Annotated in this window: 17 protein-coding genes; 7 read left to right on the top strand and 10 right to left on the bottom strand. The window is 60.9% G+C overall.

Going from position 1 to position 21,376, the window contains the following annotated elements; genetic code table 11:
- The first annotated feature begins 6 nt into the window (after positions 1 to 6).
- The 4 genes from VIZ63_RS10030 to VIZ63_RS10015 all read left to right on the top strand — a co-directional run bounded on the left by VIZ63_RS10030 (position 7) and on the right by VIZ63_RS10015 (position 6,773).
- On the top strand, positions 7 to 2,340 hold the full coding sequence (locus VIZ63_RS10030; RefSeq protein ID WP_331609448.1) for a TonB-dependent receptor: 2,334 nt from the start codon (positions 7 to 9) through the stop codon (positions 2,338 to 2,340).
- Positions 2,341 to 2,433: 93 nt separating this feature from the next.
- Complete coding sequence (locus VIZ63_RS10025; RefSeq protein ID WP_331609447.1) at positions 2,434 to 3,714, top strand: MFS transporter; 1,281 nt, start codon at positions 2,434 to 2,436, stop codon at positions 3,712 to 3,714.
- The gene (locus VIZ63_RS10020; protein ID WP_331609446.1) at positions 3,711 to 5,024 is read left to right on the top strand and encodes a CoA transferase; all 1,314 of its coding nucleotides are present in this window, start codon (positions 3,711 to 3,713) and stop codon (positions 5,022 to 5,024) included. The genes VIZ63_RS10025 and VIZ63_RS10020 overlap by 4 nt, the downstream gene beginning before the upstream one ends.
- 42 nt (positions 5,025 to 5,066) lie before the next feature.
- On the top strand, positions 5,067 to 6,773 hold the full coding sequence (locus VIZ63_RS10015; RefSeq protein WP_331609445.1) for a class I adenylate-forming enzyme family protein: 1,707 nt from the start codon (positions 5,067 to 5,069) through the stop codon (positions 6,771 to 6,773).
- Between the two features lie 144 nt (positions 6,774 to 6,917).
- Here the strand turns inward: VIZ63_RS10015 and VIZ63_RS10010 are convergent, their stop codons facing one another.
- On the bottom strand, positions 6,918 to 7,883 hold the full coding sequence (locus VIZ63_RS10010; RefSeq protein ID WP_331609444.1) for a helix-turn-helix domain-containing protein: 966 nt from the start codon (positions 7,881 to 7,883) through the stop codon (positions 6,918 to 6,920).
- Between the two features lie 28 nt (positions 7,884 to 7,911).
- On the opposite strand from VIZ63_RS10010, the gene VIZ63_RS10005 reads away from it, so the two are divergent.
- Together VIZ63_RS10005 and VIZ63_RS25610 are read left to right on the top strand one after the other, a co-directional pair.
- Entirely contained in the window at positions 7,912 to 8,085 is a 174-nt protein-coding gene (locus VIZ63_RS10005; RefSeq protein ID WP_331609443.1) for a hypothetical protein, read from the top strand.
- Positions 8,066 to 8,143 carry a hypothetical protein gene (locus tag VIZ63_RS25610; RefSeq protein WP_414703787.1) on the top strand — a complete coding sequence of 26 codons (78 nt, stop codon included), beginning with the start codon at positions 8,066 to 8,068 and terminating at the stop codon, positions 8,141 to 8,143. The genes VIZ63_RS10005 and VIZ63_RS25610 overlap by 20 nt, the downstream gene beginning before the upstream one ends.
- A 218-nt stretch (positions 8,144 to 8,361) precedes the next feature.
- On the opposite strand, the gene VIZ63_RS10000 is transcribed toward VIZ63_RS25610, so the two are convergent.
- The 8 genes from VIZ63_RS10000 to VIZ63_RS09965 form a co-directional block, all read right to left on the bottom strand.
- Complete coding sequence (locus VIZ63_RS10000; protein ID WP_349261162.1) at positions 8,362 to 9,645, bottom strand: acetyl-CoA acetyltransferase; 1,284 nt, start codon at positions 9,643 to 9,645, stop codon at positions 8,362 to 8,364.
- 6 nt (positions 9,646 to 9,651) lie between these two features.
- Complete coding sequence (locus VIZ63_RS09995; protein WP_331609441.1) at positions 9,652 to 9,813, bottom strand: hypothetical protein; 162 nt, start codon at positions 9,811 to 9,813, stop codon at positions 9,652 to 9,654.
- 5 nt (positions 9,814 to 9,818) lie between these two features.
- Entirely contained in the window at positions 9,819 to 11,000 is a 1,182-nt protein-coding gene (locus tag VIZ63_RS09990) for an acetyl-CoA C-acyltransferase (protein ID WP_331609440.1), read from the bottom strand.
- A 116-nt stretch (positions 11,001 to 11,116) separates the two neighbouring features.
- Positions 11,117 to 12,913, bottom strand: coding sequence for an acyl-CoA dehydrogenase (locus VIZ63_RS09985; protein WP_331609438.1), 1,797 nt, complete (start codon positions 12,911 to 12,913; stop codon positions 11,117 to 11,119).
- Between the two features lie 121 nt (positions 12,914 to 13,034).
- On the bottom strand, positions 13,035 to 14,078 hold the full coding sequence (locus tag VIZ63_RS09980; protein WP_414703783.1) for a phosphotransferase family protein: 1,044 nt from the start codon (positions 14,076 to 14,078) through the stop codon (positions 13,035 to 13,037).
- A complete protein-coding gene (locus VIZ63_RS09975; RefSeq protein WP_331609436.1) occupies positions 14,075 to 14,845 on the bottom strand; it encodes an SDR family oxidoreductase in 771 nt (256 codons plus the stop codon). Before VIZ63_RS09975 ends, VIZ63_RS09980 begins: the two co-directional genes overlap by 4 nt.
- 1 nt (position 14,846) lies before the next feature.
- Positions 14,847 to 16,025, bottom strand: a complete 1,179-nt coding sequence (locus VIZ63_RS09970) for an acetyl-CoA C-acyltransferase (protein WP_331609435.1) — start codon at positions 16,023 to 16,025, stop codon at positions 14,847 to 14,849.
- A gap of 14 nt (positions 16,026 to 16,039) precedes the next feature.
- Positions 16,040 to 18,130 carry a 3-hydroxyacyl-CoA dehydrogenase NAD-binding domain-containing protein gene (locus VIZ63_RS09965; RefSeq protein WP_331609434.1) on the bottom strand — a complete coding sequence of 697 codons (2,091 nt, stop codon included), beginning with the start codon at positions 18,128 to 18,130 and terminating at the stop codon, positions 16,040 to 16,042.
- 452 nt (positions 18,131 to 18,582) lie between these two features.
- Here VIZ63_RS09965 and VIZ63_RS09960 point away from each other — a divergent pair, with 452 nt between their 5' ends.
- A complete protein-coding gene (locus VIZ63_RS09960) occupies positions 18,583 to 19,620 on the top strand; it encodes an AraC family transcriptional regulator (RefSeq protein WP_331609433.1) in 1,038 nt (345 codons plus the stop codon).
- A gap of 513 nt (positions 19,621 to 20,133) precedes the next feature.
- Here VIZ63_RS09960 and VIZ63_RS09955 read toward each other — a convergent pair.
- Positions 20,134 to 21,376, bottom strand: a 1,243-nt coding sequence (locus tag VIZ63_RS09955) for an OB-fold nucleic acid binding domain-containing protein (protein ID WP_331609432.1), incomplete at its 5' end; no start/stop codon positions are given.

Below are 21,376 nucleotides of genomic sequence, written 5' to 3'. Positions count from 1 at the left end.
TTGCCAGTGAAAGCCGATCCGGTGGTCACTTGCGACGCAATCGAACGGCATGAAATCGGGGGGCATATGACTATTAGGCCAATTGGTTTTCTCTCAGTTCTCGCGGTACTTGCAGCCACCGATGGCGCGAACGCCGCCGCTGAAGAAGAGGGTTACAGCGGCAGAGCGGTCGAAGAAATTCTGGTCACCGCCAGAAGACGAACCGAGAATCTGCAGGATGTGCCGATATCGATCGATGTCTTCTCGACAGCCGATATCGAGGCGCGATCGCTCACCAGCCTTCAGGAGCTGTCGCAGTTCTCGCCGAACTTCAGCATGTACAACAACGGCATCGATGGTTCGTTGACGTCAGAAGTATTCATGCGCGGCATCGGAAATTCGCTGGGTGGTCCGGGTGTGGGCATTTATCTGGACGGCGTTTACCTGTCTACGCAGCAAGCCATTGATCTGGGCATGGTGGATCTCGAGCGGGTCGAAGTATTGCGTGGACCACAAGGAACCTTGTTTGGAAGGAACACCATTGGCGGAGCCGTCAGTTTTGTCACAGCCAGGCCGACAGGGGATTTCTCGGGCAGTACGGAGGTGACCGTTGGTTCATTCGACCGTTTCGACGCCAAGCTCAATCTGAATGGGGCACTGATCCCTGGCAGGCTGAACGGCAGAATTGCCGTGGGGACGCAAAAGCGGGATGGCTATGGCCGAGTACTCGATTATTCGACAGGTAAGAAGATCGATGAAATGGGCGACAGGGACCGGATCAGCGGCCGTGTATTGCTCGACTGGACGGTGACGGACGACATCAAGGTCCTGTTCTCAGTGGAAGCGACGGACATGGACGAGAAGGCCACTGTGCGGTCGATTGCGGAATTCAGACCGATATCCTTCCACAATCTTTTCAATGCACGTCTCAATCCGCAGCCACCCGTTGATCAGAGCCTCTTGCCGCCGGATATCTACAGCACCTACGGCACATATCGTGGCGGCAGAGACAATTTCAATTACATGGACTCACTGGGCGGCTCCATGACGGTGGACTGGAGTCTCAGTACTGACATTTTCATAAAATCGATTACCGCCTGGCGAGAATACGAAACCGGCTTTGGGTCGGATCTGGATTTCACCTCGCACGGTCTTGGCGCCGGGAATAACTACACTGACCAGGATCAGTTCAGTCAGGAATTTCAGATCAACGGAGCTTCCTTCAATGATCGGCTTGATTGGATCCTTGGGCTTTACTATTTCTCCGAGGACGCCTTCGATCCGTCAACCGCGTACGTTTTCGTACCGCTTACGCAAGCTGGGCTCATCCCGGACTTGAGCTCTGAGCGCGAACGCTGGTCAACGAATGACAGTTGGGCGGCATTCGGAGAGGGCACCTATCACATTACGGATAAGCTCAGTGTCACAGGTGGTCTTCGATATACCAAGGATGAAAAGACGGAATCCTATCAGCAGATAAACATCTACGACGGCAGCTTCATTTGCGCTTCCTGTACGACTCCGCTCAGTGGCGAGATGAGCATTGGCGATTGGTCCGGGCGTGCGAATGTCGTGTACAAGTGGAACGACGATATCTCGACCTACCTTTCCGCGGCCAGGGGATTCAAGAGCGGCGGTCTGATCAATTCGGTTACCAGTCTGAGTGATGTTCTCAATAGAGACACACTCAATGCATATCTTCCAGAGTATGTCTGGACCTATGAGCTGGGGATGAAATCCACCTTGCTGGACAATCGCCTGCGTCTGAATGTGGCAGCGTTTTACAGCGACTATAAAGATATCCAGTATTCGTTTACATACATCAGGCCGAGCGGCAACAACCTGGTTTCAGTCGCAGTTGTCTCCAACGCACCAACGGCGGAAATTAAAGGGTTTGAGCTGGAAGCGCTCCTTGAGCCGGTGGACAACCTGACACTTAGCGCCTCAGTGGGGTTCACCGATGCGGAGTATAAGAGCGCCGACAGGCGGGGAGGGCCGCTGACGATCGACAGCGAGTTTTTGTTCACGCCGAAATGGTCCTACACGCTATCAAGTCAGTACAAAGTGCCGCTGGACTGGGGCAGCCTGACTGCACGTCTCGACTATGCCTGGAAAGACAAAGCCTATTTCGAAATACAGGACACCACTAACCCGCTGCTTCAGCAGCAGGCATATGGGCTGTTGAATGCAAGGGTCAGTGTGGACTTCCCATCGGGCTGGAATGTCGCGGCGTTCGGCACCAATCTCACCGATGAAGAATACGTGCTGTCCGCTTTCTATCTTCCAGGTCTTGGCGTACCTGCGATGCGTCAACCAGCGCTGCCAAGGGAGTGGGGCGTGGCTGTGAAATATAGCTTCTGACCGTTTCTCGATTCGCTACGGATCGAAGCTAGGCGCACAGGCCGGTTATAGCCATAACCGGCCTATCGAACTAAAACTAGAAGAGACAAGTACATGAGAGCACAAGACGACCAACGTATGTTCTATGGGTGGGTCAACGCCGCCATATTCTTTTTCGTGTATCTGGCGTCAATGGGGCTGGTGGTCTACGGCTACAGCGTGATCTTTCCGGCGATGGTGGCGGATTTCAATTGGAGTCGCGGCAGTGCTTCGATTGCCAACTCAATTCATCTGTTGGTCTTGGGATTTCTGGCGCCGGTAGTCGCGATTGTTCTCAAGAAACTGGGTAGCAAGACGACCATCATCCTTGGTCTCATCGTGCTGCTCGCAGGGATGACTCTTCTTGGTACCGTCACGACAGGAATCGTGCCCTGGACGATCATCTGGGGTTTCATCGTCCCCATCGGTCTGGCTTTCGCCGGCCTGGTGCCCATTCAGCTCAACGTCATGCAATGGTTCAGCGTGAAACGGGCGACCGTCCTGGGTTTAGTGATGACCGCAGCACCGGTGGGTGGCTTCATTGCACAGCCGGTCTATACCTGGTTTATGGAGCACGCGGGCACGTGGCGAGTGGGCTGGCTGGTTTCTGCCGCGTTGGCGGCTGTCGCATTGATCCTCTCCTTTTGGGTGCGGAACAAGCCGGAGGATGTGGGGCAATACCCGGACGGCATCCGTCCCGAAGAGGCCAAGAAAGCAGGAGGACCGCAGGTGCGGGTTGCTCGGACTTATCGCACCTCAACACCGTGGACACCCGGCGAGGCGTTCAGAACGCGAACCCTGCGTTTCTTCCTCTTGACGTTCGTCACCAAAGCCATGGCGCTCATGTTGATACTTTCCCACGGCGTCTTGCATCTCACCGATGTCGGGCTGACGGATATGCAGGCGGCCTATGTGCTCATGTCCGTCCTCATCGGGAGCGCGGTCATTCGCTTCCCTATGGGGTGGGTGGGCGATCGCATTGAACCCCGCTGGGTGATCAGCGTATCTATGGGGCTCATGCTGTTGTCCTTTCTCGTGATATGGCAAGCCCCCGCCTTTGTCATCCTGATGGTCTGCGGCCCGATTTTCGGCGCGGCATTTGGAGCGAGCCTCGTCATGGACACGACGATGCTCGGAAATTATTTCAGCCCGGAATCCTATCCAAGCATCATGGGGATCGTCTTGCCCGTCGTGACGCTATGTATGGCCGCCGTGCCAACTGTTTCAGGGTATATCGCGGATCAGCAGGGCAGCTATGAGCTTGCGTTTGTTTTCTGTGCTATCGGGCTGGTGATCAGCTTTATCTCCAGTTTTCTCCTGTCACCGCCCCACAAGAGTATTGCGCCGGCTGTTTGAATCCAATCGTCAGTGCTTGCTTCGGAGAAGAAGAGATGTCTCAGCAGCCTTTCAAAGGCCTTAATGTCGTTGAATTCGGGCAGTTCGTGGCGGTGCCTGTCGCGGCTCAGTTATTGGCCGATGGTGGTGCCGAGGTCGTCAAGGTAGAGCCCCTCAGTGGCGACCCTATGCGCTCCGCGGGTACGGTGGGGGGGGGTGAGTCGAGGCACTTCATTTGCCGCAACAACGGTAAGCATTGTCTGCCTCTGGACCTGGGTAACGCGGCTGCTAAGCCGGTAATCGAGGCACTCATAAAAAAGGCCGACGTCGTCCTGATGAATTTTCGACCGGGCCTTGCAGAGAAGATGGGGATTGCTCCCGGACAACTCCTTGAGCGTTATCCACGCCTAATCATTGGTTCGGTGTCGGGCTATGGCAACGCCGGGCCCGAAGCAAGCAATGTGGGTCAGGACGTGGTGGTTCAGGCTCGTAGCGGGCTGATGGCGGCGAACGGCCGAATAATTGACGGTCGCCCCGCCGCCTGCGAGACCGCTAGTGTAGATACGATGGCTGGTGTGACGCTCGCGTTCGGTATTCTCTCGGCGTTGTTGCGCCGTGAGCGAACGGGCGCAGGTGGCATCATAGAAACGAGTCTGCTGCAGGCGGCGATGTCCATGTCGAGTACGCAACTTGCCAAGGCGGATCGCGATGCAGTGGAACATGCCAAGATGCTGGAGCAACTGGCTGCCAAGCGGGCGAGCGGTGCATCTTATGCGGAGCAACTTGCATCGGTTCAACCGGCCGAGCTTGCGCTGCTGACGCGAATGATGAATGTGTATTACACAACGTTCGCTACTCAGGATTCGTTTATTGCGATCGCTTGTGGAAGCCGTTCCTTGCAGACAAAGTTCGGCGAGGTGCTGGGCATTGTTGATGTTGGGCTTACCCGGGACTTTGCTGGGGATCGGCTGACGTACTACAGCAACCTTGCGTCACAAGTTGAACAACTGATCGCCCGTCAATCGAGCGACCATTGGGTCACACTCTTGCGAAAGTCCGGCATTCCCGTGTCCAAGGTGTATCTGCCGATTGAACTTTCCGATGACGAGCAGATCAATGCCAACAAGATGTTTCATAGATTCGAACACCCGTTGGTTGGTGCGATGACTATCGTGGGGCCGCCGCTTAGCCTGGATGACGATGGTTTTCGTGCGGGTCAGCCAACCAACCCACTCGGTTCAGAGTCCGAGAAGATACTGTTACAGCTTGGTTTATCGGAGCAGGAAATCAATGGCCTGATGGCAGCAGGTATCTCGCATAAAGGGCTGTGACCCTTCCGTTCTAGTTCAACTTCAGATAAGCGACAAAAATTGATGATTCGCAGCACACCGGCAAGAATCGAAGAATGCATGCGCCTGGGCTGGTGGAGCGGCCGCACCGTCGACGACTTAATGCAGGAAGCGGTGCGCCTGGCTGGCGATCAGGAGGCTTTGGCGGACCCGCTGAATCGTCCTGCCCTGATCGGCAGTCCGTCACGACGGTTGACCTACACCGAACTTGACGCAGAGGTGAACGCCCTTGCGGCCGGGTTTCTCGGCCTTGGCCTGCGCAAGCAGGACGTGGTTGCCGTGCAGCTGCCGAACATCGTCGAAGCGGTCGTTATCTTTCTTGCCTGTGCCAGACTCGGCCTGATCTTCTGCCCGGTCTCGATGCAGTTCCGTTCCCATGAGCTGCGCTATTTGTTGACCAAGTCATGCGCGCGCATCGCCATCACAGTGATCGGGCTCAAGGATTCGCGGCCGGCCGAAGCAATCGACGCACTGCGCGGCGAGGTCGGCACGCTCGAGCGGGTGATCACTCTCGACGGTGTCGGCGGTTTTCTGGTCGCCGGCCAGTTGCTGCGAGGCGAGCCGGCGCTGCTGTCCGGTCACCTCGCAACCTTGCAAGTGGATCCGAACGATCTGTTGACACTGTGCTGGACGTCGGGGACGGAGGCCAGGCCGAAGGGTGTGCCCCGCAGCCACAACCACTGGATCGCGAACGGTGAAGTTTGCGCCGAAATCGGCCAAGTGCGTCCAGGCGATGCGATTCTGAACCCGTTCCCGATGATCAACACCGCATCGATCGGCGGCATGGTGATGCCCTGGCTGATGAATCGAGCGCGGCTCGTGCAGCATCACCCATTCGATCTGCCTATCTTCCTAACGCAGCTGCAGGAGGAGCGCATCGCATACACCGTCGCGCCGCCCGCAGTGCTGTCGCAGTTGCTGAAGAACGAAGCACTGCTTGCGAATACCGATCTTTCCTCGCTGCGCTCGCTCGGTTCGGGATCGGCGCCGCTCGCGCCCTGGATGGTCGAAGGCTGGCAGACCCGTCTCGGTATCTCGGTCGTGAATATATTCGGCTCAAACGAAGGTTGCGCGCTGTTCAGTTGCGCCCAGGATCTGCCGGATCCGCACGATCGCGCACAGTACTTCCCACGTTTCGGCGTCCCGGGTCTGGAATGGTCCTCGCCTTTCTCGGCCAAGGTGCGGACGCGTCTTGTCGATCCAGTGACCGAAGAGGAGGTGACAGAGCCCGGACAGCCCGGCGAGTTGCGAATCGACGGTGCGATGCGCTTCGACGGCTACTGGGATGAGCCGGAGCTGAATGTGGCGGCGTTCGACGCCGCGGGATACTTTCGCTCGGGCGATCTGTTCGAGATCGCAGGCTACGGCGCCCAGCGCCGCTTCTATCGCTTCATCGGCCGCGCGAAGGACATCATCATCCGCGGTGGAATGAAGATCTCGCCAGCGGAGCTCGATACGCTGATCGAAGGCCATCCGCAGATCCGCGAAGCGGCGTTCTGCGGCGTGCCGGATGATGTACTGGGTGAGCGCGTCGGCCTGGCGGCGGTTGCCAAACCCGGTGAGACAGTGACGCTCGACAGCGTCGTGAGCTACCTGCGCAAGCTGGACGTGGCGACGATCAAGTTGCCGGAGTATCTGCAGATCTTCGATGAGCTGCCGCGCAACTCGCTGGGCAAAGTCGTGCGTCGAGACCTGCCGTCGCGGTTCAAGCAGCGCGAAGAGTCCACCTGAGCCGGGGCTTCGCTTCGCTATCGTTTGTAGTGCTGCGATTGCGTGCAGATGATTCGCACCTTGGGCCTGCAGCAGGATTTCGATGGTCGAGCAGGGAGTGAGTGAGGCGCGCTGCGCTCCCGGTTTGAATCGGTGCACTCGATGCTAGGAAGTCGCTTCAGTCTTCGGCTTGCGCGCGATCGATGGTGGGAAGGTCACGTCGTGCGGATCAATGGCGGCATGGCAATGACTGCAGGTGACCAGGGCGCCGAGATACGTGCCGCAGGTCTTGTGGACGATGCGCAGATTCGGTCCGCCGCTCGGCGCGAGCCAGCGATCGCCCCACTGCATGAGCAGCAACGCGTGCGGGTACAGGTCGCGGCCCTTCTCGGTGAGACGATACTCGAAGCGCGGGGGGCGATCCGAGTACTGGCAGCGCTTGAGGATGTCATGCGCGACCAGAGTGTTGAGGCGGTGCGTGAGGATGTTGGTGGCGATCTCGAGGCCGCTCTGTATCTCGTCAAAACGTCGCAGGCCGAAGAAGGCAGCAGACAGGACTAGCGGCATCCAGCGATCGCCGAGGATGTCGGTCGTTCGCACGAACGCGTCATTTGCGCCGCGATGGTTGTCGACTGTGATCGAGGAAAGGCGGCGAAAGCGCGGTTTTGAAGCCTTGACACGGCCCGAGCCGGCGACCACTTCGTACGACGTGTCCTTGAGCTCGATGTGTTGCTTGCAACCCGAGCAGGTGAGATCCGGCTTCATGGCATGTCCGCAAACGTTGTGTCGCAGATAGCTCGGAATGCCTGCGCCGCTCGGCCCCCAGCGATGTTCCCAGCGCCAGATCACGAGCGTGACGCCGTAAAGGCTGCGACCGCGATCAGTGAGTCGGTACTCGAAGCGTGGCGGCGACTCGGAGTAGCGCACGCGTTCGAGCAGGCCGTTTTCGACGAGGCCGTTCAGTCGGCTAGTGAGTGTGGAGCGCGCGGCTCCGCTCAGGGTGCGGAACTCCTCGAAGCGATGCGCACCTTTGAATGCGTCGCGCAAGATGAGCAGCGTCCAGCGATCGCCGATGACGCTGAGCGCCCGTGTCACGGAACTAGCTGCAATGATCTTGGCGCTGGTGGGCATCGTACGACTTTAAGGGCAGGGCTGCTCGATGGCAACGGCACATCAGTGCGGCGCCGTACTTTCGCTTGCGTCGGCGGAACACAGGATTCGCTTCAATGAGCGCTGGGTGATCGTCACAGGCACGGGCAAGCATAGCGCTGTGATTGAGTGGCTTATTGTTCAAAACGATCCCGGATGGACAGGTGGCCTGTTTCAAGCGTGATCCAACCAATGGCGGCCGTATCCGGGATGCGGATCTGTGGCGCTACACGAGGCTTTAGAACTACTTGGCAATTTGAAACGCAAGCAGCGTTCGGGCCCGGACCCCATAGGCGAACGCCAAAGTCCACCGGATTTCCCTCCGCGGCGGTACCGATCGTACGGCTGCGTCGGCCAGCTCCCTCAAGTCGCATGACGCGATTACCCTTGGGATCATTATGCAATTGCCCAGTGGATTGCACTGGGCGACTCGCCGGGATCTTCCTCGTCGGATCAAGGACTAGTCGCGACTTACGACCAGGCTGACGGTCGTCGTCGCGCTGCCGCCGATGTTCAGGGTGGCGAAGTTTCGCGCGCCTTCAACCTGATACTCGCCGGCCGTACCGGTGACCTGCTTGAAGCAGTCCAGAGCCATGCGCACGCCCGTTGCGCCGACTGGGTGACCGAGCCCGATCAAACCGCCGCTGGGATTCACGGGAATCCGGCCGCCGATCTCGATGTCGCCAGCCTCCACCGCTTGCCAGCTCTGTCCCGGCAGCGTAATACCGAAGTGATCGATCGCCATGTATTCGGTGCTGGTGAAGCAGTCGTGCGTCTCGATGCCGTCGAGGTCCTTCACGTCAGCAAGACCGGCACGGCGGAAGGCGTCGGTGATCGCGCCACGCACGTGTGGGAACACGTACGGTTGCCCTTGGCTCGCCTGCACTTTCGCGGCATAGGTGATCGGCGCCGTGCGATGGCCCCAGCCGCGGATGTAGGGGAACGCATCGATGCTGATGCCGAGGCGCTTCGCATGCTCTCTCGCTTTTTCCTCCGAGGCGAGGAACACGATCGCTGCGCCGTCAGTGATCTGGCCGCAATCCTGCTTGCGCATGCGCCCGGCGACGGTCGGGTTCGCAGTGTCGTCCGCGGTGAAGCTTTGCTGGGTGAACGTCCAGCGGCGCGTCTGCGCATTGCGATTGCGCCGGCCGTTTGCAAAATTGATCTCGGCAATGCGCGCCAGGTGTTCCTGCTTCAGCCCGAAGCGGCGATCGTACTCGTCGGCAACGTCGCTGAAGACGCTCGGCCACGGATACCGCACGTTCTCGTATTCGTGCCCGCTCCACATGGCTGGACCGCCGATCAGCTGGGCGGCCTTGTCGCCTGGCACGTTGCGCATCTGCTCGACGCCGAGGACGGCCGCAAGACCGTAACGCCTGGCCTCTAGGTCGGCCGAGGCCGCCAGAATCGCAAGGCTGCCGGAAGCACAGGCGCCTTCGTGCCGGGACGCAGGAATGCCGGCGAAAGCCGGATCGCTCGCTGCGAACAGACCACCGAGATGGCCCTGCTGACAGAACAGTTCGGCGGCGAAGTTACCGACATGCGCGACTTCGATCTGAGTCGCTTCCAGGTTGGCTTCGACGAGGCCTTGCCGGATCGTCTGGCGCATGCCGTCGGCGATCTGCATGCCGTTGCGCGCCCAGTTTTCGGCGAAGTCGGTCTGATAACCACCGAGGATATATACCTTCGTCGTCACGTCCGTTCTCCTGTTCTTGCTCTGAGCGCGCACCGCGCTCGCGGTCATTTCAAATCACTGCACGATCGTGGCCACGGACTCGACGCTGCCGATTGCCTGCAGTGCCTGGTCGCAGGCGCTGCAATGGTCGAGCTCTTCGGTCGTGCGGCAGTTCGCGAGGAGCATTGGCGCGGCGAGGACCGGCAGCCGCAGGCAGGGAGAAGTCAGGATCGCCACGGCATTCACCGCAGGCGCTTGACCACCATGGCCGCTCCGGCACCGGCGGCGCCGCTTGCCACCACCAAGCCGGTCGTCGCATCTCGCGCCTCGAGGACGTCGAGCAGCGTCGACAGCAGAATCCCGCCGCTGGCGCCCATCGGATGACCCTTGGCCATGTGACCGCCACTGACGTTGACGCGCGCAGAGTCGACGCGGCGGTCACGCAGAAACTTGGCGATGGTCACTGCGAAGGCTTCCATGAACTCGATACAGTCTATGTCGTCCAGCTTCATGCCGGCACGCGCGAGCGCGCGATCCATCGCAGATAAGCCGGCCAGCAGAGAAGTGTGCGGATCGCCCCCCGCTTCGGCATAACTCACGATGCGCGCACGGGGCTTGAGCCCATCGATCGGCCCGGCGACGAACGACAGCGACGCGCCATCGCAGATCGGAGGGGCGTGCGCGATCGTGTGCCGATGATCGATGCGGCGGTGACCGAGCGCATCGGCGTAGGCTCGCGCGAGTTCGCCGAATGCCGGCTGCATCGCGGCCAGCGATTCCGGCGTGGACTGCGGGCGCACGCATTCATCTTTGGCAAGCGCGACTGCACCGTCGGCGGTCTTGATCGCGATGCGCGATCGGTTCAGGGCGCTGCTTGTCTCGGCATGCGCAGCACGGCGTTGCGATTCGAGCGCGAGCGCATCCATCGTCGCACGATCGATCTGCTCCTCTTCAGCAAGCCGATCTGCAGCGAGCGCGACAGGAAGGTAGCGGGTCCGGGCCGCGAACGTGGCATCGGTGTAGTAGTCCGCGGCGTCCGCCATGAACGGCACGCGCGACATCATTTCGACGCCGCCGGCGAGTACGCGTTGCGCTTGACCTGAATGCACCAGCGTGGCGGCCTGGCCGATCGCGGTGAGACTCGAGACGCAGTAATTATTGAGCGAGCAGACACTAACGTCATCGGGAAGACCGCTGTGCAGCTTCGACACGAGCGCAATGTTTCCGCCTTGAGCGCCGATCTGGCCGACGCAGCCGAGTAGCAGGGTGTTGGCCGAGCGTACGACGCCGCCAACTCGGTCGTCCAGAGCGACGACTAGCTGCCGCACGAGTTCCTGCGGAGCATGGCGAGCGAGGGAGCCGTCGGCGCGCGCTTTGCCGCGCGGCGAGCGCACAGCGTCATAGACGTACACCGAAGAGATCATGTCGTTAGTCGTATCGGGCAGCGACGGCCCACGTGGCGAGAAGTCCGATCAGGTTATCACCCGTCAGTCTCGTAACGCAAGTAACACGCTGTGCTGCAATTGAGCTGCGATTGCAGTCAGAACCACTCTGGTTTCATGCTCAATGTCCTTTCATTGAGACTACGCAACAGCGCGAACTGAGCCGCGGTCTTCGGTAGCTCCCACTCGGAGAACCAGTGACACGTCTGGATCTTGCCGTCGTAGAAAGCCTTGTCGTCGGCTGTAAGCGGTTTCGCACGAGCAGCGACAACCGCCTGTCGCAGCCAGATCCACGCGACAACGACATGACCGAAAGCTTCCAGCAATACGCTCGCATTGGCTTGCGCCAGCGCTGCTTGTTCGCGGAGCGCTGCGCTCAGGACAGCGACGGTGGCCACCGTGTCCTTGACTGAAGCGCGCAACGCATCGGCGCACGGGCGCAGCGATTCGAACGCGCCTGCTTCCGTGAGTGTCGGTTCGATGTGTTCCACGAATTTCTGCAGGGTCGCGCCATTCTGCAGTTGCAGTTTGCGAGCGAGCAGGTCCAGCGCCTGGATGCCGTGAGTACCCTCGTGAATGGCATTGAGACGATTGTCGCGATAAAACTGCTCGACAGGATACTCGCGCATGTAGCCATAGCCGCCCAGCACCTGGATCGCCAGGCTGTTCGCTTCCAGACACCATTGAGCGGGCCATGACTTCACCACCGGCGTCAGTAGTTCGAGCAACAAAGAGGCATCGGCTCGTACCGATTCACTGTCCGCGGATTGTTGATCGTCCTGAAGTCGCGCTGCGTACAGGCAGAGGCCGAACCCGCCTTCGACGTAGGCCTTCTGTGCGAGCAGCATGCGCCGCACATCGGCATGTTCGATGATCGGTATCTGCGGTCGTGATGGATCACGTGTGTCGTGACTGCGTCCCTGCGGTCGTTCCTTCGCGTAATCAAGCGCCGCGAGGTAGCCGCGATAGCCGAGCATCGCGGCATTGGCGCCCACGCCGATGCGGGCCTCGTTCATCATGTGGAACATGGTCGCCATGCCCTGATATGGCTGCCCCAGTAGCTCGGCGTAGCAATCACCGCGCTCCCCGAACGAAAGCATTGTCGAGGTCGTGCCGCGCCAGCCCATCTTGTGCAGCAGCCCCGACAGAGAGACGTCATTGCGCGCGCCTCGTGCACCGTCATCAGCTACGCGGTACTTGGGGACGATGAACAGAGAAATTCCTCGGGTGCCCGGGGGAGCGCCCGGGGTTTTCGCCAGCACGAGATGCACGATGTTCTCGGAGAGTTCGTGATCGCCTCCCGAGATGAAGATCTTGTTACCGTGAAGTCGATAGCTGCCGTCGGGCTGGGGTAGCGCCATCGTGCGGATGTCGGCGAGCGATGAACCGGCCTGCGGCTCGGTCAATGCCATGGTGCCGAAAGAGCGACCGCTGCGCAGTCCTGTCAGATAGCGTGCCTTCTGCTGTTCCGTTCCGAATCTCGCAATCACATTCGCGTTTGCCAACGTGAGCATCACGTAGCCGTTCGTGCCGACGTTTGCAGCAGCAAACATGAAGTGGCAGGCGCTGGCGATCGTTCCTGGCAGCTGCATTCCGCCCAGTTGGGCGTCGTGTTGGGCAGCGAGAAAGCCGGCATCGACGTAGGCATCGAGTGCCTGCTTCACCTCGGGGATGATGCGCACGTGTCCGTCTGCAATCTCCGGCTCACGTTCGTCCGCGTGGCGATTGTGTGGCGCAAACTTGTCGACGGCGATGCGGTGCGCGGCATCGAGCGCGGACTGGAAGGTCTCGATGCTGTGTTCAGCGTAGCGGGCGCGGCCGGTCAGTGCTTCGGAATCCAGCACTTCGAACAGCTGGAAGTGCAGATCGCGCAGATTGATGATGCGTTCACTCATCAGGCCGGCACCTGTGCTGAGCATTGGGTGGTCACGTTCAGCTGTTCACGGCAGCGTATCGCCCGAGATCGGGCCTGCCGATCGGGTTGCGATGAGCCTAGTCCGGACGTGTATGCGAAGTTCATGGCTGCCTCGATGATGGAGTCCAATGTTGTGCAATTTTCCAGGCCAGCTTCGCGAGCGGACGCGCCTGACGTGCGGTGTCGATCGCGGCGGCATTCGACGCGTTGCCCTGCCGTGCCCGTGCGGCGACACCCTGAAGAATGCTGACCAGTCGGAACATGTTGAACACGATGTAGAACTCCCAGTCCGCCGTGGGGATGGCCGGGCGACCGATACGCTTGAGGTAAGCTGCCACGAACGACGCTTCATCGGGGATGCCGAGTCCTGCGCAGTCGGTGCCGTACAGCCCGTCGAGGAGGGTTGGTGGCATTCGCCAGCGCATGCAGAAGTAGGCGAGATCTACCAGAGGCGGCCCGAGCGTCGATAGCTCCCAGTCGAGTACGGCGAGGATGCGCGGTGTCGTCGGGTCGAATATGACGTTGTCGAGCCTGAAGTCGCCATGCACGATGCGGACTTCGTCGTCAGCTGGAATGTACTGCGGCAACCAGTCGATCAGCCGTTCCATCGCGTCGATGCTCTCGGTTTCGGCAGCCCGATACTGGCGCGTCCAGCGAGCGATTTGTCGCGCGACGAAGTGCTCGCTGCGGCCGTAGTCGCCCAGTCCTGCAGCGACCGGATCCACGCCATGCAGCGATGCCAGCACGCGGTTCAGTTCGTCGTACATGGCGGTGCGTTGCACGGTCGACACGTCTGGCAGACGCGCGTCCCAGAAGATCCGCCCGGAAACGAACGACATGACGTAGAACATGCTGCCGATCACGGCGTCGTCTTCGCACAGGGCATATGCATGGGCGACGGGTACATCGGTGCGCGCCAGCGACGAAATGATGCGGAACTCGCGATCCACGGCATGGGCCGATGGCAGCAGGATGCCCGGTGGCTTGCGGCGCAGGACGTAGTGCCGGTCGCCTGCGCTCAGGTGATAAGTTGGATTGGATTGGCCGCCTGAAAATTTCTCGATGCGCAGGTCACCGGAGAAATCCGCCACGTGTGCGCGCATCCATGCCGCGAGTCGCGCAGGATCTGGCATCGGCACTGTCATGCGATTGAAGCGCCGCCGTCGATCGCCAGTGCTTGCCCCGTCACGTGCCGCGAGGCGTCCGAGGCCAAGAATACCACCGCCCCCATCAGGTCATCGTCGCCGCCAAGCCTGCCGAGCGGTGTGCGTGCAACGATCGAGGTACCGATGTTTTCGAGTAGTCCATTGGCGAGCTTCGACGGAAAAAAGCCCGGACAGAGGGCATTGACGCGGATGCCATGCGGTCCCCATTCGCAGGCGAGTGCGCGCGTCAGATGCACCACGGCGGCCTTCGATGCGTAATAGGCCACGGCTTTCATTTCCATGTCGACGCGCAGCGAGGAGACCGAGCCGACGTTGATGATATTGCCGCGCTGGCGCGGGATGAAGCACCGGTTGGCGACCTCCTGTGACAACAGGAACACGCTCCTGGCGTTGAGGTTCATGACCTTGTCCCAGGCTTCGGTCGAATGCTGTGCGGCGGGTGCGCCCCAGCTCGCGCCCGCATTGTTCACCAGAATGTCGATGTCGCCATAGCGTTCGACGACGGCGTCGACGAGCGGTCGCAGCTGCTCGGTTTCGCTCAGGTCGTTCACCACGGTGAAGGCGTTGATGCCGGCTGCGGCCAGTTCGGCCTTGGCTTCGTTCAGCTCATCGGCCTTGCGCGCGCTGATGGCGACCTTGGCGCCCATTTCACCGAGCGCCCGCGCGAGTTGTAGGCCGAGGCCACGGGAGCCGCCGGTGACGAGCACCGTCCTGCCCTGGAGTTCGAACAGTTCGCGCAGCGCCATTTCAGCAGACCTCGAACAGACCGGCGGCACCTTGGCCGCCGCCGATGCACATCGTGACGACGACGTACTTCACCCCGCGGCGCCGGCCTTCGATCAACGCATGGCCCGTGAGCCGTGCGCCACTCACGCCGTACGGATGGCCGACGGCGATGGCGCCGCCGTTGACGTTGAGCAGTTCGTCAGGAATACCGAGCTGGTCGCGGCAGTACAGGACCTGGCAGGCGAACGCCTCATTGAGTTCCCACAGTCCAATGTCGCTGATCTTCAGCCCATGCCGCTTGAGCAGGCGCGGGACGGCGAACACCGGACCGATGCCCATCTCATCCGGTTCGCAACCGGCGATAGCGAAGCCACGAAAGATGCCGAGGGGTTGCAAGCCACGCTGTTCCGCGAGTTTCGCGTTCATGACCACACATGCAGAACTGCCATCTGAGAACTGACTAGCATTGCCCGCGGTGATCACTCCATTCGGCAGCGCCGTGCGGATCTTCGCGACACCTTCATAGGTCGTGTCGGCGCGGATACCTTCGTCGGCGGCGATGGTGACCTCGCATGTGCCGAGCGCGCCGGTGTTCTTGTCGACCACGCCCATGGTCGTGGTCATCGGAACGATTTCATCGTTGAATTTTCCGGCCGCCTGAGCGGCTGCGGCGCGCTGCTGGCTGCGCACGCCGTACTCGTCCTGTGCCTGTTTCGGAATCGCATAGCGCTTGGCGACCGTTTCGGCTGTCTGCAGCATGCTCCAGTACAGCGTCGGCTTGTGTTCGACGAGCCAAGGATCGCTCAGCATGTGGCTGTTAATTTCGTTTTGCACGCAGGAGATGCTCTCGACGCCGCCCGCGACGATGGCGGGCGCCTGTTCCAGGATCACGCGCTGCGCAGCCATCGCGATCGTCTGCAGGCCGGAGGCGCAAAAGCGGTTCACCGTCACGCCGCCGGTGGTGATCGGCAGGCCCGCCCGTATCGCGATCGTCCGCGCGATGTTGCCGCCCGTCGTGCCTTCGCCAAAGGCGCCGCCCATGATGACGTCTTCGATCTCGTCTGGGTCCAGGCCTGAACGCGCAACGGCATGCTGTACCGAATGCGCGCCAAGCGTCGCGCCGTACGTCATGTTGAAAGCGCCTTTCCAGCTCTTCGCCAGTGCAGTGCGCGCGGTGGAAACGATCACGGCATCGGTCATGGAAAAGTCTCGACTCAGTTGAAAGTCCGGCCTTCCGCGGCCAGGCGTTCGATCAGGGGGGCTGGTTCCCACGCGGCGTTGTCGTCGTCGGCGGCGAATCTGCGCAACGAGCGAACCACATCTGGCAGTCCCAGCTGATCGGCGTAGTGCATGGGTCCGCCACGCAGTGCGGGAAAGCCATAGCCGTTGAGAAAGACGACATCGATATCGGACGCACGCTGCGCAATGCCTTCGTCGAGGATGCGGGCGCCTTCATTGACCAGCGCCAGAATGCAGCGAGCCACGATATCGTCGTCAGCAATACGGCGCGGTGTCACGCCTTTGGAGGCTCGATAGCGATCAATCATCTCGGCGGTGACAGCATCCGGAATCGGATCGCGCTGCCCGCCTTCGTACCGATACCAGCCGGCGCCGGTCTTCTGGCCGAAGCGGCCGGCCTCGTACAACGGGTCGGCCACCGAACTGAAGTCGAGATCGGGCCGTTCGGCCGCGCGGCGCTTGCGCGTGGCCAAGCCAATGTCGAGTCCGGCGAGATCCATCATGCGGAACGGACCCATGGCCATGCCGAATTTCTGGAGTGCGGTGTCGACCTGCTGCGGTTGTGCGCCAGCGACGACCAGGTCGTGCGCGGCCACGAGGTAGCGTTCAAGCATGCGGTTGCCGATGAAGCCGTCGCAGACGCCAGCCACGACCGCAACCTTCTTGATCTTCTTCGCAAGCTGCATTGCTGTGGCGAGAACATCCGGCGCCGTCTTCGCGCCACGCACGATCTCCAGCAGACGCATGACGTTGGCCGGTGAGAAGAAGTGCAGCCCCAGCACATCCTGCGGGCGACTCGTCAATGCGGCGATCCGGTCGACATCCAGATACGACGTATTCGATGCCAGGATCGCACCCGTCTTGCAGATCTTGTCGAGCTGTCGGAACACTTCCTGCTTGGCGTCCATGCTTTCGAACACGGCTTCGATCACCAGATCCGCGTCAGCCAGTGGCGCGTAGTCGAGCACCGGCGTCAGCAGTGCCATGCGCTGGTCGAGCTGCGTTGGCGTGAGTTTGCCTTTTTTGAACGAATTCTCGTAGTTGCGGCGGATAGTCGCCACACCGCGATCGAGTGCTTCCTGTTTGACTTCTAGGAGCACGACGGGAATGCCGGCATTGAGCAGATTCATCGCGATGCCGCTGCCCATCGTGCCGGCACCGATCACCCCGACGCGGCGAATCGGACGCGTAGCGGTGTTGCGTGGCAGATCGGCGATCTGACCTGCGGCGCGCTCGGCGATGAAGTTGTGACGTAGCGCAGTGGACTCGGGCGTCCGCAGCAACCCGGCGAACAGCTTGCGCTCGTTGGCGATGCCTCCGTCGAAATCGTATGTCGCCGCGCCGGCGACGGCTTCGAGGCAGGCGAGCGGTGCGGGGTAGGGGCCTGCACTTGCCCGCACCATGTTCCGCGCGAACTGAAGGAAGGCTTCTGCATTCGACCGTTCCACTGGCAGGTCACGAACGCGCGGTGGTGGCCCGGCGAAAGCTGCTCGTTCGCGGGCCAACGGGAGTGCGCGTTGCAGCAGGTCATCGCCGTTATCGATGATGTGGTCGAACAGCGGAGTGCCTGCAAACTGGCTTGCGGGGACCACGGCGCCGGACACAATGAGATTGAGCGCCCGTTCGAGACCCACCAGGCGCGGCATGCGCTGAGTGCCGCCGGCACCCGGCAGCAGTCCCAGCTTCACTTCAGGCAAGGCGATCTGCGCGTCAGCGCGTGCGATCCGGTGATGGCAACCGAGCGCCAGCTCCAGCCCACCGCCCATGCAGGCGCCGGCGATGGCAGCGATCACCGGCTTTGGCGATGCGTCCAGCCGGTCGATCAGTGACAACAGGTTGGGGTGGGCGAAGACCAGGGGTGTCCCGAACTCAGTGATGTCGGCGCCACCTGAGAAGGCGCGTTCCGAACCAATGATCACAACTGCGGCAATGGCGGGATCGTCGATGGCGCGATCGAGGCCGGCCGCCAGCTGCTGTCGCAGCGGAAATCCGAGACTGTTGAGCGGTGGACTGGTGAGCCCGATGACCGCGATTGCGCCGTGGGTTTCGTAATTGATGTGGTTCATGCCAGTGCTGCGAAGAGTCGACCTCGGGGTGGCGGTGCGCCGGAAGATGACCGCTATTGCCGGGCATTATGTGTGGGGGCATCGATACGCAAGATGCTGTGGGCGACGACGGCTTACCTTTGGGCGCCAGAACCTGCGTACGTTGCCGAGATGATCGTGAGACTGCTGTTCCGATTCGACCGGCAGTCAAGATCCTGATGTGCGTCGATGCACACGATCGAGGTAGGAGATGGCACACGGTGATGCTTGGCCCGACGGCTTCAATTCAGGATCTCCAGTCGCTAGTATGGAATGTGCGACCCGAGCGAAGCCGTTCGCCTCGGCGCGGGGCAAGTCGCCGCGTGGCACGCTGATGGTTGTAGCGAGTCACGGCGAGGTTGTTGGTCGAGGCTGCCGCTTACATATTCCGTGAAAGCGGGCTGCGTACGGTTTGCCGCCCATGAGGATTCATAGTGAATGCCGTTTTCGTTTCGCAGCCGTCCACGCTTGGCAGCTGGGTCAAGGCATTGCGTCGATGCCTGGACGCGCAGGGCGTTGACAGTGTAAGCCTGATGCGACGGGCAGGCATCGAGCCGCAGGATCTCGATGATCCTGAGATGCGCCTTCCCGTAATAGATGTCGAGCGCTTCTGGTCGCTGGCAGTGGCTGCCGCAGATGATCCCTTGTTGGGCCTCCGAACGGCGAGCTATGTGTCGTCGACCTCGAGTCATGCGCTCGGCTTTTCCGTCAGCGCGAGCAGCACGCTGAAGGAGGCGTTCGAACGCATCGCCCGCTACAGTGTCGTGGTGAGCGACGCCGCTGAATACGAACTCGTGCGACGCGGCGGGGAGTATCAGTTCAGGATTCACTTCCGCAGTGGCTGGAAACAGGTACCGGAGCTGGTCGACATGATCGTTGCGCTGTACGTGCGCATTTGCCGCGCCCATCTCGGCCGCGATTTCTCCCCGCGACGAATCGAACTGCGTCGTTCGGTACCGTCCGATGAAGCAGGTTTCGATCGAATTCTGCGCTCACCGGTCCGCTATGCCTGTGCACAGGATCTGATCGCTTTCGATCGAGCTGCCATGGAGCGTCCAACGGACAGTGCCAATCCCGTGCTGGCGCACCATAACGATGTCATCGTCCAGAGAATGTTGCTGCGTCTTGGGCAAGCCAACATCCGGTCGCGGGTGCGCGCCGCTCTGGCGGATCGACTCGAGCTCGGCGAGCCCGCACAGCAAGACGTCGCAGGCCTGCTCAACATGTGTTCGCGTACGCTGCAACGTCGACTGTCAGATTGTGGGACCAGCTACAAGGAGTTGCTGGACGACACGCGGCGTGAACTCGCGATGTCCTATCTCGGTGCTCAGGGCTACTCGGTCAGCTGCGTGACTCATCTCGTGGGATTCGCGTCCAGCAGCAGTTTCACCCGTGCCTTTCGACGCTGGACGGGTCGCTCTCCAACGGACTGGCGAGAGCAATGGAGAGCAGGGGCGGCGAACGAAGCCTGACATCGTCATTCGTCACCGGTGCGATCATGGTGACTGGCTGTGGGAATTGAGCTTGAGCAGTACGCCATGCGGATCCCGCATGAACACCAGAGTACGGTCTGCGGGGGGGGGTGTTGTTGTCAGCTGGTTTTCTCTTACCGATGTCGTTGGTGATGAAGAAACGGATTACAAGCTTCCACCTGCTGAATGCACCTGCCCGGAGAATGGCCAATCGACACTGTGCTGGGGATCGCCCAGTGGGCCGCTGCGAAAATCGTTGTCAGACTTCTGCTACCTCATCCTGTCTAATCCTGACTCGATCTGATAGTTATCCGGTTCTCCGGTGTCTATCCGCCGCCTTCTTCTCCAGCGCCGCTAGCTGGCGTTTGAAGATCTGCGGTCCATGTCGCAGCCACACCGAACGTACGCTCGTCGGACTGCAGTCAGGCTTCCTGGCCACTCATGTTCTTTCGCATCTCTGGCTCGATAGAACGCATCTCGCGACACACCCAACACGGAAGGGGGGCTGCTCAGTCAATGGAAATCCCGCGACTGCACTTGCAGTTGCCCCAGCCAGTCACTGCGGTTGTAGAGCGATTTTGCAATGAGATGCATCACGCCGCTCTCGCGCTGCAGTTCGCCGTGAACTTCCAGTAGTTGAGATGAAAGAAACGCGGAGCGGTAGTCCTGCGCGACGCGCGACCAGACGATGATATTTACGTCTCCAGTTTCATCTTCGAGTGTCATGAACGTCGTGTTGTTTGCCGTCCCGGGGCTTTGCCGGACGTTGACGATGCCGGCGAAACGTACCGGTCGGCCGGTGGGCGCGCTCTTCAGCTGTTCGGCGGTCAGAATATTGCGTTTCAGGAATCGGTCCCGCAGCAAGGCGAGAGGATGGCGGCGCAGGGTCAGGCCCAGACTTCGGTAATCGGCCGCGATGTTCTGGCCTTCCGTCGGAGCGGGCAGTAAGGGGGTGGCTTCGGGAACCGGCGCACTCTCGAACAGAGGCAGCTCGACATCCACACCGGCAAGTGCCCAGGAGGCCTGATGACGCGTGCCGGCAAGTGAAGCCAGTGCATTGGCTGCGGCGAGTGCTTCGAGATCCATCCGATTCAATCGCGCACGACGGGCGAGATCCTGCGGGTCAGTGAAGGCGCGTTCATTCCTGGCACTCATAAGCCGCTGTGCGCCGGCTTCAGAAAGTCCTTTCACCAGCCGCAATCCCAGCCGAATTTCCGCTGCGCTCGGATCGCTGCCTTCCAGCGTGCAATCCCAGTCGCTGATGGTGACATCGACCGGATGTACGCGCACGCCATGACGGCGCGCATCGCGGATCAGTTGTGCGGGAGCGTAGAACCCCATCGGCTGACTATTGATAAGCGCGGCGGTGTATTCGGCGGGGGCATGACACTTGAGCCAGCTGGTGGCGTAGGCGATGAGCGCGAAACTCACCGCGTGCGATTCCGGAAAGCCGTACTCACCGAAGCCCTGGATCTGACGATAGAGGCGCTCGGCGAATTCATCGGGGTAGCCGCGTTCGCGCAGACCATTCAGCAATTTGTCACGAAAGCCGCCTAGATTGCCGGTGCGTTTCCAGGCGGCCATCGCCCGACGTAGCTGATCGGCTTCGCCCGGCGTGAAGCCGGCGGCGACGACGGCGAGTTGCATGACCTGCTCCTGGAAGATGGGCACGCCCAGCGTGCGTTCGAGCACGCTGCGCACCGCTTCGCTGGGATAGTCGATCGGTTCGTGTCCTTCGCGACGGCGCAGGTAGGGG

The sequence above is a fragment of the Povalibacter sp. genome, from assembly GCF_036520495.1.
GTDB lineage: Bacteria > Pseudomonadota > Gammaproteobacteria > Steroidobacterales > Steroidobacteraceae > Steroidobacter.
This window is presented reverse-complemented; position numbering and strand designations above follow the sequence as displayed.

Excerpts from the sequence above, each read along its gene's own strand:
- VIZ63_RS10025 (WP_331609447.1), top strand. The coding sequence starts at position 2,434 with ATGAGAGCACAAGACGACCAACGTATGTTCTATGGGTGGGTCAACGCC.
- VIZ63_RS10015 (WP_331609445.1), top strand. The coding sequence starts at position 5,067 with ATGATTCGCAGCACACCGGCAAGAATCGAAGAATGCATGCGCCTGGGC.
- VIZ63_RS10010 (WP_331609444.1), bottom strand. The coding sequence starts at position 7,883 with ATGCCCACCAGCGCCAAGATCATTGCAGCTAGTTCCGTGACACGGGCG.
- VIZ63_RS10005 (WP_331609443.1), top strand. The coding sequence starts at position 7,912 with ATGGCAACGGCACATCAGTGCGGCGCCGTACTTTCGCTTGCGTCGGCG.
- VIZ63_RS10000 (WP_349261162.1), bottom strand. The coding sequence starts at position 9,645 with ATGACCGCGAGCGCGGTGCGCGCTCAGAGCAAGAACAGGAGAACGGAC.
- VIZ63_RS09990 (WP_331609440.1), bottom strand. The coding sequence starts at position 11,000 with ATGATCTCTTCGGTGTACGTCTATGACGCTGTGCGCTCGCCGCGCGGC.
- VIZ63_RS09985 (WP_331609438.1), bottom strand. The coding sequence starts at position 12,913 with ATGAGTGAACGCATCATCAATCTGCGCGATCTGCACTTCCAGCTGTTC.
- VIZ63_RS09980 (WP_414703783.1), bottom strand. The coding sequence starts at position 14,078 with ATGACAGTGCCGATGCCAGATCCTGCGCGACTCGCGGCATGGATGCGC.
- VIZ63_RS09975 (WP_331609436.1), bottom strand. The coding sequence starts at position 14,845 with ATGGCGCTGCGCGAACTGTTCGAACTCCAGGGCAGGACGGTGCTCGTC.
- VIZ63_RS09970 (WP_331609435.1), bottom strand. The coding sequence starts at position 16,025 with ATGACCGATGCCGTGATCGTTTCCACCGCGCGCACTGCACTGGCGAAG.
- VIZ63_RS09965 (WP_331609434.1), bottom strand. The coding sequence starts at position 18,130 with ATGAACCACATCAATTACGAAACCCACGGCGCAATCGCGGTCATCGGG.